This window comes from Bowmanella denitrificans, assembly GCF_039522935.1.
Classification (GTDB): domain Bacteria; phylum Pseudomonadota; class Gammaproteobacteria; order Enterobacterales; family Alteromonadaceae; genus Bowmanella; species Bowmanella denitrificans.
On the sequence record NZ_BAAAEI010000004.1, the window covers coordinates 1 to 15,793 of the forward strand.

Genomic DNA, 15,793 nt, shown 5'->3' on the forward strand with positions numbered 1-15,793 from the left:
CCTAATGAAGTTCTGACTGCATCATAGCAGCTCTAATTAGGTGGCCAAATTAACTATGCCACTACACACCATCCCTTTAACGACTCTGTGCCTCTGTGGTTATTCATACATTTGCACAAATACACTATCACCACGGAGGCACAGAGATAGCACAAAGTTTATTGGTCACCTTCTCTTTGCGAACTCAGCGTCTCGGCGAGAAGCAGTTTCGTGTTTTTCGTGACTTTCGTGGTTGCAAATTCAGAATGACCACGAACCACACGAAAGGACACCAACTGCCTTCAGCTAATAATAACCTCTCGCTGAGGCGCGGAGTGCGCTAAGAAGAACACGCAGAGTCACCATCCCTTTAACAACTCTGTGCTCTCTGTGCCTCTGTGGTTATTCATACTCTTGCACAAATACAATCACCACGGAGACGGAGGCACAGAGATAGCACAAAGTTCATTGGTCACCTTCTCTTTGCGAACTCAGCGTCTCGGCGAGAAGCAGTTTCGTGACTTCGTGGTTGCAAATTCAGAATGACCACGAACCACACGAAAGGACACCAAGTGCCTTCAGCTAATAATAACCTCTCGCAGAGACACGGAGTGCGCTAAGAAGAACACGCAGAGTCACCATCCCTTTAACAACTCTGTGTTCTCTGTACCTCTGCGGTGAAAAATAGGTTTTGTTAAAGGCCGGTCAGGTCGCTGGCGATGCTGCGTTTAGGGCGCTCCACCATACGGTGGGTTTCGATGCCCTGATCCAATACCACGATGGTGGGGGTATAGCGCAGTTTATACTGTTTGTATAAACCGCTGGGCTCTTGCTTATTGTGATCCACCGCCACTAACTGCAACCAGGCGGGGTTGACTCTGGCCTCATCCAGCAATTTCAACAGCCTTGGCACTTCACGCTGACTGTCATGACACCAGGTGCCAAAAAACACCATCACCCCTTTGCCCCGCAACGCGGCAATTTTACGTAAATCATCCCGGCTTGGTACAAACGCCTGATACTCTGCGTTAAAGGCGGGGTCCTGCAGCAACTCAGCTCGAGTCAGGGGGGCGGTAAGGGCTTGTTGCTCATTGGTGGTAAGCGCCGCGCCTAAATCCATATCGGTCAGCGCACAGCCATTCAGCAACAATAAGATGGGAGCAAGGAATCGCGCTTTCATTATCAGTCCTGTGGTAATGGGGCGCCTACCTTAAACAATTTCCCTGTTTGGGAAAAGCCCCACATCACATAGTCAGCCAGCTTCGCACGCTCCTCGTACTCCAAGCGCCCTAAATCAGACCAGGGTCGCCAACATATCATCAGTGTAAGTCACCAAATCCTGCTGGTTACGTACCTTACTGATATAGTCGGGGTTGGCGATAAAGGGGCGACCAATAGCCACCAAATCGAATTCACCGGCATCAATGGCCTGACTTGCACTATCGGCAGTAAAACCACCTACGCCCACCAGGGTTTTGTGGTAACGACTGCGCACATATTGCGAGGCCCTGCCGCCCAGATAGTCAAACTCCATACTGTCATCAAAAATACCAATATGCAGGTATGCCAAATCGCGGTTTTGCAGCTCATTCAGCAAATAATCAAATACCTGACGATCACGGGCATCACCCTGCATATTAAAATAGGCGCCAGGGGAAATGCGCAGCGCGGTTTTTTCCCAGCCGATACTTGCAGCAATAGCGTCCGTTACCTCTAAAGCAAAGCGACTCATATTCTCAGGGCTGCCACCGTACTCATCGCTGCGCTTATTGCTGTCGTGATGCAGGAACTGGTCAATCAGATAGCCATTGGCACCATGGATTTCCACCCCATCAAAACCTGCCTCAATGGCATTGGCTGCGGCCTGGGCGTAGTCCTGCACCAGCTGTTGAATATCATTCAGCGTCGCGGGTTTGGGCGTAACATAGGTCAGTTCACGACGACGGGGTACCGTGCCTTCCACCTTCTCAGCTGACGGTGCCAATACGTCTTCACCGCCAAAGAAATACGGATGCGCCACCCTGCCGGTATGCCAAAGCTGAGCAAATATTTTGCCGCCGGCGCGCTGCACTGCAGCAGTGACTTTTTTCCAGCCTTGTATCTGTGCGTCGGTAAATAACCCTGGGGTGTTCGGGTAACCCTGACCATCAGGGCGAATAATAGTGGCTTCACTGATAATCAGACCGGCATCGGCACGACGGGCATAGTACGCCACCATGTCATCGGTTGGCACCAGATTGTCATCTGCCATACAGCGGGTCAGCGGCGCCATCAGAATACGGTTGTTTAGTTCCAGCGCCTTATTAAGGCGATAAGGTTGAAAAAGAATATCCGACATCGGTGGACTCCAGAGTTTTTGAATGAGCACTCAAGATAGTATTTCTTGAACAATCACTCAAGAACTTTTTTGAACAAATATTCAAATATCGAGATATAATCCCTCGCAGTCCCGAGGAGAATACTATGCGACAGGCTGAATTTGACCGCGAACTGGTGCTGCGAAGTGCGTTAAAAGCGTTCTTACATAAAGGCTATGGCAAAACCAGTATGCAAGATCTGACCAAAGCTACCGGCTTGCATCCGGGTTCCATTTATTGTGCGTTTGGCAATAAGCGTGGGTTACTGGTGGCCGCTGTTGAGCAATATAAGCAGGACAGAGACAGGCAGTTTGCCGCCACCTTTCCCGCCAATGCCCCCGTGTTACCCAGTCTGAAAGGCTATCTGGACGATTTGGTTGCCGAATGCCATAGCTGCGACAGCAGTCGCGCATGTTTTCTGGTCAAAGCACTGAATGAAATGGCTGATCAGGATGCTGAGCTGCAAGCCGAACTCAGCACCAGCCTGGAAACCTGGCAGGCTGCCTTGAAATCACAAATACAGCGAGCAAAAGACTTGGGCGAACTAACAGCAGACAAGGACCCTGAGATCCTTGCCCGCTATCTGGTGATGGGTATTTATGGCCTGCGTACCTATGCGCAGACTCATCCGCAGCGTGAAGTGCTGCAACAGTTGGCCGATCAGCTTTATCTGAGTATTTGTCAGTAGTTGGTCAGGAGCAATTAGCAAGACGCCGCTAGTTGCCCATTTTGGTGATATTGGATTTACCGCTATCACGCATACGTTGAGCTGCCTCTTTGGCATTACCGCTGCGAGCGTCACGCTGGGCCTGGGTGGTACAACCACGTTTTCTAAACCTGGACCCTGTCACTTCCACCTCTTCACACTTCAGGCCAACGCTTTGCTTTTGCTGTTCACTCAAGCAAGCGTCCTCATTGCCGCGATTTTCCTTGAGACAATGGAGACCTTCGACTTTATCTTGCTGACTGGCGTTTGTCGTTCTGTTGCTTGCACAACCCGACAACCCCAAACAAAGTGCCAATATCCCAACCTGTATCAGGTTCATAGCCTGCATCCTTAATAGCAAAGCATCAGCATATTATTTACCCAATTTTTTCAAAGCTGGCAGACGCCACTTGAGGGTAAGGCACTGTCAAATGCCGGTATGATGGGATAAAAGGCGTGCTGTTCATATAAAAATGCATTGCACGTCATCTGTATCCCACTGTACTGGATAAATCAGGCAGCCATTTAATTATGGGGTTATAAGTATCTTTTAAACCAATCGACTATCTCTTTATTCGCCTTCTCTTTGTTGTTACTTAAGAAATGATTATCACCAGGATACAGCACAAGTTTATGAGGCAGCTGTTTTCTACTCAGCGCTTCTGCCAATAACGTTGATTGTTCAACCTGAACGCGCTCATCATCAGTACCATGCAATAGCAAAATAGGTACGCTGGCAGATAAATCGTCTAAGTTATTTAACGTCGAGCGTTTTTCCAACTCCGCTTTTTTGTTGTGTTGATAATCGGGAATTCGATGTTTAAATACCCTTTCCATTTCCGGGCGATGCGCTATTTCTTTGGACAAATCTGACACACCAGCAATAGTGGCGATAGCCTTAACTTCCTCCATTCGTTTTAAGGCCAGAAACGTTTGCATGCCACCCCGACTGGCACCAAACATGCCAACTCGCTGTGGATCCGCACCGGGTATCTGGCCGATAAAATCCCGCAGTGCTACGACATCGTCAACATCCTTGCCACCAAACTCATCGGCATTGTCCTGTTCGCTAAACGTGCCGCGATATTGACTACCGATAACCACGAAACCTTCATTAGCAATGGGAAACAAATTGTGCATCATTGAGGCAAACACCACAGAACCAAAATTGCCGTTGCCTCCCCGGTTATAAATTAATACAGGCAAATTCCCAGTATGATTTCGAGGTTTAATGACGTAACCAAAGACATCAACTCCGTCTACTTGATAGATAAAACTGCTACATATCAATTCGTTCCGATAAAAATCAAAATCCGTCTTACTGAATCTTTTGTCAAAGGACTGCATGGCTTTATCTATCAGCTTTTCAGACTTTCCCTGAGCTTTATTTTTCTGTTCTATAAATCCACGCCAGGATTCATAGCTGGAAAACTTACCGCTAAAACAATCGCTCTGATGTTTTACGCTATCGTCAGGAATCAAACCTGATGCGTCAACAATACTGGAACAGAAGGCAAATACGATGGACAGCAGATATTTATTCACATTAATTCCCTTTCGTGGTTTTCAGGCGTCAATATTGACTGCACAGAATACAGTTCAGTCGCACATGCTTAAGTGTCTATAGCTAGTCAGAACAAAGCAAGATTGGAGTCTTTGCAAATTTGTAATTGAATATTAAAAGTCCCCACAAGCTAAAATAACCCTATAAATTTCAAAGTATTAAAAAAACACTTTATCTATGTAATGGCTTTGGATTGACGAGCGGTTAATCCGCAGCATAATGTCGCCCGCTCTTATAACAAGAGCGGATAAAAAACAGGGATGCAGGCTTGGCTATTGTGTCTCTAATAATAATTTTTCAGGTAACACAATAATGCGCTGTAATTTGATTCTTTCTTGTTTGCTGTTCCTATTGTCTGGCTGCGGTGGTGGCTCAGCGGACAACACGTCTAAGCCTACATCTCCAACGGTGAATCAGAGTCCGCTGATTTCTGCCATCAATCTTTCGGTTATTGAAGGTGAGCAAGTGACCCTGGCCCCCAATGTCAGTGACCAGGACGGACACATCGTCTCTTATGCCTGGACCCAGGTAGCAGGCCCACAAGTCGAGGCTGATGCCAATGATAAGGCCACGTTGAGCTTTACCGCTCCTGCGATTGATACCCCGGTGGAAATATTATTTGAACTGGCCGTGACAGATAATCAGGGCGCCACCAGCAAAGGAACCATGACCGTCAAACTCAACCTTAACCCTGCCCCTTCGGTAGATGTTGCAAATACCGACATCTATGAAGAAACGTCATTGACTGTCAGTGCTCTTGCCAGTGATGCGAATGGCAGTGTGGTCAGCTATGTTTGGGAACAACTTGGCGGCCCTTCGGTCAGCAATTTATTGGCTGAAAACAGCCAACTGAGTTTTATCACCCCGAGCGTCAATGAAGACAGCCTGCTGACCTTTAAGGTCACTGTGACAGACAATCAGGGCAAAACTGCCAGTGATGAATTTACCGTCCTGGTGAAAAGCGTCGATAATCTGATAAGCATTCGCGGCAAAATGTCAGAAGAAATCTTTGCTTTGTCCGCCATGACACTGACGGTAGGCGAGCAAAGCTACTATAGTGATGCCTCTGCCGATGGTAGTTACCAGTTCATCCTGACTCAAACCGACAGCAATAAGCATGAGTTGGTCACGTTGCACGCCAAAGCACCGTCACCCTACCAAAAGTTTGATCAGGCTGCCGTGCTGGGATTGGTGTCAGATCTTCATGTTCAGGCCACCAGGCAACCGGGTGCCCCGAGCAGTTATACGGCCAGCCTCAACGCTGTCAGCACGGCAATTTACCAGCTCTATAACCAGGCAAGAGGGTTATTGCCTGCAGGTGCGCAGCCAACCGAGATTACAGCATTAATACCAGCAGCAGACATTTTACCCAGTGCATTGTTTATGCAGTTACTTTTAGGGGATGTCACGCAGGAATATTTTGAAATGCTGTCTCCACACAGTGATGATTTGTCAGTAATGGCGGGCAACAGAGCCATCACAGCCACCTTTTTGGCCCACACACTGGAGTATGATTCATCATTATACATCCAGGCGCTGTCCGAGCTTTTTGCTGCTCCGCAGGTTAAACAGATCTTGCCTGAAGCAGACATTAACTCAGTGTATTATTTGTTTGATACCCCAGAGTCGCTTGCAGGATCTGGTGGCCGCCTGAGCTTTAACCAAGACGGTAGCGGCACATTCCTATTCAATAAAGGCGAAGTCAGCTTCCACTGGGAGAAAAATGCACAAAGCCTGCTAACCTCTGTTCTACCAGAACAGATGCTGAGTAACGAAAGGTACTGCAAATCCTATCAGGATAGGACTCTGCAGCTTTGTGATGTCCAGGTCGAACAACTCAGTCTGATTCAGCTAGCCTTACCTGGTGGCCAGCCCGTTTTGCTGGTACATGTAGCAACGAGAGAAACGTTACAGCAATCGCCTGACCTCTCTACCACAGAGCAGTTACGCCCGCTCTCTTTCAGTGCCAACACCAGGGCGCACAAGGACCTTACCCCGCCATCAGAGGCGCTGAAGTTGGATGTTGAATACAGCCTGCCGATACAATGGATGTTTTATGAAACGACGCAAGGGAATGACTCGTACGCCGCCGTGATACAGAGTCTGCATATTCGTCTTAACGGCGACTGGCAATCTGGTGGAACAATAATGGTGTCCTACCCGCTGCCAGATAGTCAGGGTGTAAGTCATACACAAGAGGCTAGCGGACGCTGGCTGATACAGGCTGATGGCACGCTGGAATTAGCATTCGAGACTGACTCTTTTTTTAAAGCACTGAATATCGCCTTACTTACCGACCCACATGGCAAACTGCAGGCCAACGTTATAATTCCAGGTACCTATAACATCGTAGCGTCCGGTCGAATGGTTGAACGAATATTTGACAAGTCGGCACTGGATCTTGAACGCTTCGCCGGTATTTACCAGTGGCCGACCACCGATGATCGGCCATTGGATCATTTCTGGTTTGAACTGGCGGCCGACGGCAGTGCCACCACCTACCAGACTTTTGACTTTGATGAAAATGGTGTATTGGAAGATGGCGAGACAACCGAAATGCCGGGGGCGTGGTTGATTGATGAGTCAGGAAATATTGTGGTTCGCCGTTATCGCTACAATCGCCAGCAAACCAGAAATAACCGCTACTGCCAACCTGCCAGTTTTGCCCCTTCGGTCCATGACACATGTATCCTGTATCATGAGCGGGTATTGGATATTCTCAGCGAAGAAAGTGACGCCCTGGGTCAACCACAGCTGTATATCTCACATCAGCACAAGTTTTTTAATAATCACAACCTGACCGGAGGGGATGCTGAGGTCAATGAAGACAAGATATTCGACTTCACCTTCTATTCCAAAGGGCTGCTCAAAGTAAAGCAACCGCCTCTGTCGTTGACAGGCCAGCCATAAGTCAGTCTGCTGTTGCTGTCCAAAGTAAAAGCAAAGCCCGGACATAGGTCCGGGCTTTGTCTTTGCGCTATTGATCTGTAGGCATTGCACCTGTATCAATCGGCACCGTCGGTGTGGCAAGCCAACCGACTGTGAGTAAAATTAGTCTTACTCATATTGCGATGGATACAGACTATCCCACCACTGTGGCTGGCCTTTCAGGTGCTTGTCAAAATACGCCAGCATAGTTGCCCACCAGTGGAAGGTCTTCTCGCGGGTCAGGATATGATGGTTGTCACCTTTGTATTCCACCAGATCCACTTCTTTACCCAACAGCTTCAGCGCCGTGTACATATTCTGGCTTTCCCCTGGTGGCACATTGGTATCCGCATCCCCATGGATCAGCAGTATAGGGTTAGTCACCTTATCTGCATGGAATACCGGGCTGTGCTGACTATACAACCCGGCATTGTTCCAGGGGAAGCTACCACGGGAGGCAACGCCTGAGTACATGGCGCCCCACCAACCCTGGCCCCAGTAACTGGTCAGGTTGGAAATCCCGGCATGGGAAATAGACGCGGCAAAAATATCGGTTTGGGTTGCCAGATACATGGTCATAAAACCACCGTAAGACGCCCCCAGATGGCCGACTTTGTCAGCATCCACATAAGGATGCGCGGCCAGAAACGCTTTAGTGCCGTCAATAATATCCTTGGCCGTATAATCCCCCCAGGCATTTACATGGCGAGCCGAGAAATCCTGACCAAATCCATAAGTACCGGTGGGCTGCAGCACATACACAACGTAACCATTAGCCGCCCAAAGGTTAAAAGGATAACGGCCGGTAAAGGCTCGACTCACTGGCGCTGTGCCACCATAGTAATACACCAGTGCCGGATACTTTTTGTCTTTATTCAGGTCATTAGGCAGGTAAACCCGCCCTTCAATGTTCACCCCATCGGCGTTGACAAAGTTAAACTCTTCCAGACTTGGAATTAAGGTATCAGCATATTCACCAGCTGAATCCCAAATCTTATCGGCTTTGCGCCCCAACCTTTGGCTGTACAAGGCCTGCGGGCTGGAAGCACCAGTGCCGGCATACAGAATTTGCGCCTTGCTGTCGCTGGTAGCCGCCCAGTGTTTTACCACATCCAATTGGCTGCTGAGCTCCTGATACTGGCCTTTGCTGGCGTCATACCAATACAGCGGAGTTCTGTCTGCTTTGGACACGGACAATAACAGATCGTCATTGTCCAGCACCTGAATACTACTGATGGCCGGATCAAAGTCTTTGGATAAGGCTTTCACCTGCTGCCCCTGCAAATCCATAAAATACAACTGGCCGTCGTAGTCATTGGGGGTTAAACCGGCGCTGACGTTCACGCCAGTACCACCGGCAAAGCTGGGGCCACCGATTACGTAGATACCATCTTTACCATAGCTTGCCGAATTAAAGGCCAGGTACTCACCGATTTGGCGCTCCGTACCGCTGGCCAGATCCAATTCAAACAGAGCTGTTTTGCCATGGGGCGGCTCGGAGTAATCCAGCACAGCACGAGACAGCAGCAAAGTGCCGCGCTTCTCGTCGCTATCGAGCAAATAGCTGCTGGCACTGGCCTTAGTGAGCTGACGTATCAGCCCGCTGGGTAAATCCAGCAAATACAGCTGGCTGTTGTCACGCCAGCCGCTCCAGCGATCTTCCAGCGCCTGATAATGTTTGACCAGCTTGCCGTCATCTTTGCCTGGTTTATTCCAGGAAAACAGCAGGTTGTTGTTACCCATAAAAGTAAAGCCGCTGGCGTCTTTTAGCTCTGCAGTTAAGGTACTGACCTGCAGGCTTTTCAGGTCAAGCAACTGTAATTTATCGTCTTTGCTGTACAGCAAATGCTGGCTGTCCGGGCTGAATACCGCACCGGATGGACTGCTGTCCCAGCGCTGCATAACCTGCATGCTTTTCAGGTTGAGCAACTCGGTACGAGTCTCGGGGATGTCTCCTTTATCGTCGTTAAAACTTTTATAACTGATCAAAGCGTACTGGCCGTTATCAGCGATGGTCAGTCCCGACACCACTTCTGTATCAAACAGCTGGCTGGCAGATAAGCGCTGTTTCCCTTTATGTGCCAGGATAAGCTGGTCTTCATCCGTTTTACCAATAAACTCAAATGTGGGGCTTTGCTCAGCCTTGTTGTCCTGTGCAATCACAAACAACTGATGTTCCCCCGTGGTCAATGCCAGTTTATAGCCTTTATCACCCTTGCTGAGCTTCTTACCATTCACATACAGATGTAACTTCTCGAAGCCTTCCACCAGTAATTCGCCCTGAGTATAGCGATTGACACTTAAGGTAGTGCGAAACAGTCCCAGACTGTCTGCCGCCATACTGAAATCACTTAGGCGTTGCCAGGAATAGGACTGATTCAGCAAGGTGATCTTGCTGCTTTGAGTCTGACTTACTTGGGATTGCAGATTATGGAAGATGGCTTCCTGATGGGGGCCGTCATGCAATTGGCCCAGTTTCACCGGGCCAAGCGCCTGAATTGCCTCACTATTTAAAGGCGCGGCAAGTAGTGGAGTGGATAGCGCAGCCAATAGCGCCAGCATTGTTGTTTTCATTGTTTTCCTTGACTGTAGGCATATGCGGCAAAAAGCATATCAAAGGCAGGGAAACAGGGCTAACCCCCTGCGCCAGGCAGACTGTTACAAGCAATGAACAACCAGCACTAAAGCATTAATAATATTCACCACGAACCAAGAAACGAAGAGTTTCACCACAGAGGCACCAAGAGCACGGAGAAATGCACCTGGAGTAATCATCCTCCTAGACAACTCTGTGTTCTCTGTGCCTCTGTGGTTATTTATGCTTTTGTTAAAAAGGTAGCAAGTTGTGGCTTATTTACGCCGTCTTAGCAGGTAATACCAAAGGCCGCTGATAAACAGAATCAGCGGCAGCACACCACCGAACAGCAGCAACAATTTATAACCCTGCCCACCCACTGCCGCCATATGCAATGGATACATTAAATTGTACAAGCGCTGTCCACGGCCCAATTCATCGGCATTCTGACTATCCAGTATCTGATAGCTCACGGCATCGATCAGCAATGTGGAACGGCCATTGGGATGCCACTCATTGGGGCTTTTGGCGCGCAGATGATAAGCCTGTTCGGCATCCCCCCGAAAACTCAATAAGCGAAATTCCATTTGCGGCCAATAAGAGCGGGCCCGCACCAACACTTCGGTCCAGTCAGATTGAGATAATGGCTGAACCATTGGCTGCACATCGCTTTTTACCACAACCGGGTCGTTGAACAGCCAGTTTAACGCCGGTCGAACCTGAGCGGAGAAAATCACTGCCAGCGCCGTCAACAATATCAGCAACTGTAAAGGTGAAAACAAACTGGCCAGACTGGTATGCCATTGCCGTAAAGTACGTAAGTCAGGTTTACGCCAAGGTAAACGCCATAGCTGGCGGCGAACCTGTCTGGGCCACCATTGCACCAACCCGGTAATCAGCATCATCAGGATTGCCAAACCAAGATAGCCCATCACCTGACGGCCATCCTTGCCAGCCAGCAAGTGCAGATGAAAATCGTACAGCCAGCTTAGTACATCACTGTGCGCCGCACGTACCAGACGCAATTGGCCCTGATGATCGTAATAATAGTGGCTGTCTGTGTGGGTCACTGCCTCCAGCCATAAAGCATCTTCAGCAGGTAATTTAGCGTAGCGAAACGCCGGGTCCTGCTGCAGTTGATCCATCAGCGCCCCCCAGGCGCTGATATCCGCGACCGGCTCAATACCCTGCAATTGGGGATACTGCCACCTGAGCAGCGGGTTCTTGTATAACAAGACAGCGCCGCTCAGGCCAATCAGTACCAACCAGATGCCCAGAACCAGTCCTAACCATCGATGCCAGAGCTTGGCTGTCATTAGCCAACGAGCCTTGTTAAGCGGGCATCCAAGATGCCCATGTGGTGTGGTCGATGCACTTAAAACGCCTGTTGCCAGCTCAGACTTAAGGTTCTGCCCATTCCGGCAAAATGACTGGCGGTGGCAGGGTTAGTTTGAGAGTGATAGGTGATGTATTGCTTATCGCCCAGATTGTCCAGGCCCAGGGTAAAGACTCCGAATTGGCTATGTTCATAGCGTATTGATGCATCCATCGTTAAATAGCCATCGAAATCACTGCTGGCATTAAAGTCCATATCAAACAATTGGTTAGCCTGTATTCTGGTGCTCAGGCCGTTGCCCCAGTTGTGTTGCCAGTAAAGGTTCAGGCGTTCGGGGGCCACATTCACGCCGCCCAGATCCGACTCCACCTTGCCATCACCATCGCCATCATACTGCCCCTGAGTGCGGGCATAGCTGGCGCCAATCAGACTGTTGCTGCTGATATATGCCTGAGCCTGTAGTTCAAAACCGGAAATTTCGGTTCTTTCGCGTTGCACCGAGAAAATGCCGTCCGCATCCGGTTGCAAGCGTGAACCCAAATCGGAGTCTGACTGGAAGTAGCTGCTTTGCAGACTCAGCCAGCGATTATTGTATTCCAGACCGATTTCGCGATTGTCCGACACCACAGGCTGCAGGCTCAGGAACGAGCTAACCGACAGTCCAGGTTGATTAATGCCGCGTAGCACCCTACCGACATCCGGCATACTGAAACCTTCACTGTAGCTGGCAAACAATCGCCATTCAGGGCTGAGCTGATATACAACCCCTAGGTTATGCAGCAGTTCGTTAAAGCTCGGTTCACCACCTTGAACAAAAGTACTGTTATAACTGGCCAGGGTAGTGAAATCATCCACCTTCAGCTTGCCGTATTCATAACGGCCGCCCAGGCTAAACACCCAGTCCTGAATCCCATCGTAGCGAAGCTGTATAAAGGGGGCCAGGTTATTAAATTCAGCCTGTGGTACCCACTTACGCCCAGTCAGGGCCAGCTCCTGAAAGGTTTCGTCAGACAACCAGTCAAAACCGGTGACTAGGTCCAGATCGGTGCCCGCCAGGTTTTGCTTAAACCAGGTCAGGCGGCTGCCCAGTTTTTTTGATTTATTCTGGGACTGGTCGTAAAGATTGTCACCATAGGCAGGGTCCTGAAACGCAGCAAAGCGTCCACCACCGTACAATGCCGCAAAATCCTGCACAAACACCTGCCAGGTTAACTGCCCGCCCCATAACGCCTGATGCTGATAATCCACTGACGCAGTGGTCACCTTGTTTTGCGGTGCTTCCCCCTCTGCATTGCCCTTCATGGCGGTGCTCGGCAGACCAGTGGCAGGATCACCTGGCACCGATAAATAGTCACCATTGCCCTGAATGTCGAAATGGTTAACCATCAGTTGCAAACTCTGTTCAGCGCTGAGCTGCTGCTTTAGTTTGAGGAACAGATCCTGGCTTTTCGCGTCCTGGGTATCACCCTGAGTTCCGTCAACCCCAATTAAATTGCCATTGCCATCGCGATACATACCGGTACTGGTCAGTGACAATCCTGTCACCAACTCCGTATTTTCATTGGCATGGTTAAACAGATAGCTGGCCTTATAGCTTTGACTGTCACTCCCTGTAGGGGTGGAAAACCCGGCTGATAATTGATGGGATTTATCAGCCGCTGACTTGGTAATAATGTTGATAATGCCACCACTGGCCCCCATGCCCTGAATGGCATTGGCACCGCGGATCACCTCAATACGTTCAATCATGGCCGGGTCAATGGTTTTACCGTCACGTGAGCCGTTTCTTAGCGGATTGGACTGTGGCACTCCATCAATCATATATAAAGGCTCGCGGCCACGCAGGGTTTCACCGGCGGCGGTCAGCTTCTGGCGACTAGGGGAAAAACCCGGTAGCAGGTTACCCAGCAGTTGCGAAATATCCTGAGTGTGAGCCAATTGGGCCTGAATGTCTTCCTGACTGATAATGCTGATAGCGGCGGGGACCGTGCTAACCGGATAAGCGCCACGGGTAGCGGTGACTGAAACCCGCTCAATATCCGTAGCGGTTTGGGAAAAAGCACTGAATGACAAACCAAGCAGTGGCAGAAGATATTTGCCGGACATAAAAACAACCATCAATGAGAAAGGTTTGCATTTTAATCTTTTGTCCGGCGCGATCAAATCCTAATAGGGTAAAAGCTCAACGCCCTTACTTATTCAAACACCACCCGCATGACGCCACCGCGGAAAAGACCCAGATAGAGCACTTCCTTGCCCTGTTCATTGCGGCTACCCATGCTGTATACACCGCCAAACAGATTGCTGTCGGGGTGCTGGTAATTCTGCCAGGTATCCCCGCCATCACGGCTGATTTCCAGAATCAGACTTTGCGGATTGTCATAGTCTTTTTTCCAGCCGGCGGTGTACATCACATCCGGATCACGGCTATCCAGCAGTAAACCGAAATAAAAGCGGTAGTTTTCGTTGGTCCGCAGTGCCTGCCAGCTCTGTCCGTAATCCTGGCTCAGAATAATCCCGCCCTCCCCGGAAACATAAAGTTGCTCGGGATTGGCAGGATGAAACACAATGGACTTGACCGTACTGGGCATGGGTAGCAGGTCGACAATATCGGGGTAACTTTCTTCAGCCAGAGTCTCAGTATCCAGCTTACGTAGCACAATGTTTTCAATGGCCCCCTGCCCGCCATACCAGACGTCGGGTTTGGTGGGATGAGCCGCCAATGCCGACATACCCCTGGCAAAGCCGTTCCAGCCCCCCGCCAATATTCGCCAGTGACGGCCACGATCTTCAGACACTGCCAGCACATCATAACCGACACCGTACAAATTGCCCTGATGCAGCACCAGCCGGCGCGCCGGTTCACCTTCCATACCGCCAAAGTCATGCTCGATTATTTGCCAGTTAAGACCGTCATCCTTAGTTTCTGCCAGCAGGCTCTTATCCTTTTGGCTGGCGCTGACCAGCAAGTGGCGTTCACCAAAACGGACCATATCCAGCACATGCCAGTCGGCCTGGCTACGCAGTTGCCACTGGCCATCTATCTGCGCGTATAGTCCCGCATCTGTAGCCGCATAGATAACGGACTCCGTTACCAGTAATCGGTTAACCGTACGACTTTCCAGACCACTTTGGGCAAATTTTGGTTGCGGTACGGCAGGCTGAGGAGTTGGCGTCGGTCCTTCTAAAGAACCACCGCCCGAACCGCAGGCGAGCAATTGCAACGACAGAACAACAGAAAAAACAGTTTTGACAAAATATGACAAATTCATAGAACCTCCCTTTACCGACATAAACCCAGCTTAAGTGCTCCTGCTGCGCTTATCCCTGCCCATTTGTGAATATTTGTTAAAATTTTATGCAGCCAAGTCTGGTCCGCCATCGGCAATATGGCAAACCCGTCACCTTGAATTCCGGTAAATGGGCAGTAGTGCAACCAACAAAAGTCTGAACCATCTAGCACAACTTAACCGCAGTTAAGCTAACAGGACTTCAGTTAAGCCTTTTCCCTTCTTCACATTACCTTGTCTCAGTACAACACTAAGGTCCTTAAACATAAAGTCAGAGCCAACTGATAAGGGCTTTGTGCCCCTCTGAATACAGGCTTTTTATGTTTAAGTTTCGGGTTCTTTATTGAACCCTCCGGCTGGCCAGAATTCAGGGACGTCAGGAATCCAGCAGTATCGCTACGCCCACTGGTCGCAATTTGCAAACCCAATCAGGAAGAGGACTTGCCATGCGATCCCATATTTTAAACAGGGCCGATCCCGCCCCTGGCAATAACAATCCCCCCATATCTAAGCCTATAGCCATAGTGCTAAGGCACTGGTTAAGTGCTTTGCTGTTGACACTACTTACGGTTTTTCATGTTAATGCTAATGCCGCCAGTCTGGTTAATGGTGGTTCGGTTAGCGGTGCTATCGAGTTTGCCGGTGATGAGGACAGTTGGACGTTCCAGGCTAATGCAGGGGAACGCCTTAATATTACTTTCGCAGACATAAACAATACCGGGCTCTACCCCTATATGACCTTGTATGCCCCGGATGGCACCTTTGTTGCCAATGCCGGCAGCTACTACACCGCCCAGTTTTACAATCTGGAAGCCAGCCAAACTGGCGTTTATACCTTGCTCGTCAAAGACGGTACGTCTAATTCACAAGTGATAGCAAATTATCGGATCCATTTTGCGAAGAGTCTGGGCGCCAATGAGCATGGCCAGTTAGTTAACGGCAGCTATGTGGAAGAGCACATCACCTGGGGGGATCTCGATTCCTGGACCTTCGACGCCAGTGCCGGGGAGCGCATCAATATCACCCTGGCCGACTATGAAAATACCGGACTCTACCCC

General features: G+C 49.6%; 10 protein-coding genes and 1 pseudogene. 3 read left to right on the forward strand and 8 right to left on the reverse strand.

Annotated features, from left to right (window positions below; all coding sequences use genetic code 11):
• Window positions 1-673: 673 nt before the first annotated feature.
• The gene (locus tag ABD028_RS02800; RefSeq protein ID WP_343841510.1) at window positions 674-1,159 is read right to left on the reverse strand and encodes a TlpA family protein disulfide reductase; all 486 of its coding nucleotides are present in this window, start codon (window positions 1,157-1,159) and stop codon (window positions 674-676) included.
• A 114-nt stretch (window positions 1,160-1,273) separates the two neighbouring features.
• Window positions 1,274-2,317, reverse strand: a complete 1,044-nt coding sequence (locus ABD028_RS02805; RefSeq protein ID WP_343841513.1) for an alkene reductase — start codon at window positions 2,315-2,317, stop codon at window positions 1,274-1,276.
• Window positions 2,318-2,442: 125 nt separating this feature from the next.
• Here ABD028_RS02805 and ABD028_RS02810 point away from each other — a divergent pair, with 125 nt between their 5' ends.
• Window positions 2,443-3,024 (forward strand): TetR/AcrR family transcriptional regulator, encoded by a 582-nt coding sequence (locus tag ABD028_RS02810; RefSeq protein ID WP_343841515.1) that lies wholly within the window; start codon window positions 2,443-2,445, stop codon window positions 3,022-3,024.
• 28 nt (window positions 3,025-3,052) lie between these two features.
• Here the strand turns inward: ABD028_RS02810 and ABD028_RS02815 are convergent, their stop codons facing one another.
• Window positions 3,053-3,382, reverse strand: coding sequence for a hypothetical protein (locus ABD028_RS02815; RefSeq protein ID WP_343841518.1), 330 nt, complete (start codon window positions 3,380-3,382; stop codon window positions 3,053-3,055).
• A 197-nt stretch (window positions 3,383-3,579) separates the two neighbouring features.
• Window positions 3,580-4,587: an alpha/beta hydrolase family protein gene (locus ABD028_RS02820; RefSeq protein ID WP_343841521.1), complete on the reverse strand. Its 1,008-nt coding sequence runs from the start codon at window positions 4,585-4,587 to the stop codon at window positions 3,580-3,582.
• A gap of 331 nt (window positions 4,588-4,918) precedes the next feature.
• On the opposite strand from ABD028_RS02820, the gene ABD028_RS02825 reads away from it, so the two are divergent.
• The gene (locus ABD028_RS02825; RefSeq protein WP_343841523.1) at window positions 4,919-7,516 is read left to right on the forward strand and encodes a PKD domain-containing protein; all 2,598 of its coding nucleotides are present in this window, start codon (window positions 4,919-4,921) and stop codon (window positions 7,514-7,516) included.
• 147 nt (window positions 7,517-7,663) lie between these two features.
• Here ABD028_RS02825 and ABD028_RS02830 read toward each other — a convergent pair whose 3' ends face one another.
• The 4 genes from ABD028_RS02830 to ABD028_RS02845 all read right to left on the reverse strand — a co-directional run bounded on the left by ABD028_RS02830 (window position 7,664) and on the right by ABD028_RS02845 (window position 14,717).
• Window positions 7,664-10,108, reverse strand: a complete 2,445-nt coding sequence (locus ABD028_RS02830) for a S9 family peptidase (protein WP_343841526.1) — start codon at window positions 10,106-10,108, stop codon at window positions 7,664-7,666.
• A 276-nt stretch (window positions 10,109-10,384) separates the two neighbouring features.
• Complete coding sequence (locus ABD028_RS02835; protein ID WP_343841527.1) at window positions 10,385-11,425, reverse strand: PepSY-associated TM helix domain-containing protein; 1,041 nt, start codon at window positions 11,423-11,425, stop codon at window positions 10,385-10,387.
• Window positions 11,426-11,484: 59 nt separating this feature from the next.
• On the reverse strand, window positions 11,485-13,551 hold the full coding sequence (locus ABD028_RS02840; RefSeq protein WP_343841528.1) for a TonB-dependent receptor: 2,067 nt from the start codon (window positions 13,549-13,551) through the stop codon (window positions 11,485-11,487).
• Between the two features lie 89 nt (window positions 13,552-13,640).
• A complete protein-coding gene (locus ABD028_RS02845) occupies window positions 13,641-14,717 on the reverse strand; it encodes a hypothetical protein (RefSeq protein ID WP_343841529.1) in 1,077 nt (358 codons plus the stop codon).
• Window positions 14,718-15,181: 464 nt separating this feature from the next.
• Here ABD028_RS02845 and ABD028_RS02850 point away from each other — a divergent pair.
• Window positions 15,182-15,793, forward strand: a pseudogene (locus ABD028_RS02850) (PKD domain-containing protein); the annotation flags it as partial.

Bases quoted from the DNA above. Each gene is read 5' to 3' on its own strand.
- ABD028_RS02830 (WP_343841526.1), bottom strand. From the start codon at position 10,108: ATGAAAACAACAATGCTGGCGCTATTGGCTGCGCTATCCACTCCACTA.
- ABD028_RS02800 (WP_343841510.1), bottom strand. From the start codon at position 1,159: ATGAAAGCGCGATTCCTTGCTCCCATCTTATTGTTGCTGAATGGCTGT.
- ABD028_RS02835 (WP_343841527.1), bottom strand. From the start codon at position 11,425: ATGACAGCCAAGCTCTGGCATCGATGGTTAGGACTGGTTCTGGGCATC.
- ABD028_RS02810 (WP_343841515.1), top strand. From the start codon at position 2,443: ATGCGACAGGCTGAATTTGACCGCGAACTGGTGCTGCGAAGTGCGTTA.
- ABD028_RS02805 (WP_343841513.1), bottom strand. From the start codon at position 2,317: ATGTCGGATATTCTTTTTCAACCTTATCGCCTTAATAAGGCGCTGGAA.
- ABD028_RS02825 (WP_343841523.1), top strand. From the start codon at position 4,919: ATGCGCTGTAATTTGATTCTTTCTTGTTTGCTGTTCCTATTGTCTGGC.
- ABD028_RS02840 (WP_343841528.1), bottom strand. From the start codon at position 13,551: ATGTCCGGCAAATATCTTCTGCCACTGCTTGGTTTGTCATTCAGTGCT.
- ABD028_RS02845 (WP_343841529.1), bottom strand. From the start codon at position 14,717: ATGAATTTGTCATATTTTGTCAAAACTGTTTTTTCTGTTGTTCTGTCG.
- ABD028_RS02815 (WP_343841518.1), bottom strand. From the start codon at position 3,382: ATGAACCTGATACAGGTTGGGATATTGGCACTTTGTTTGGGGTTGTCG.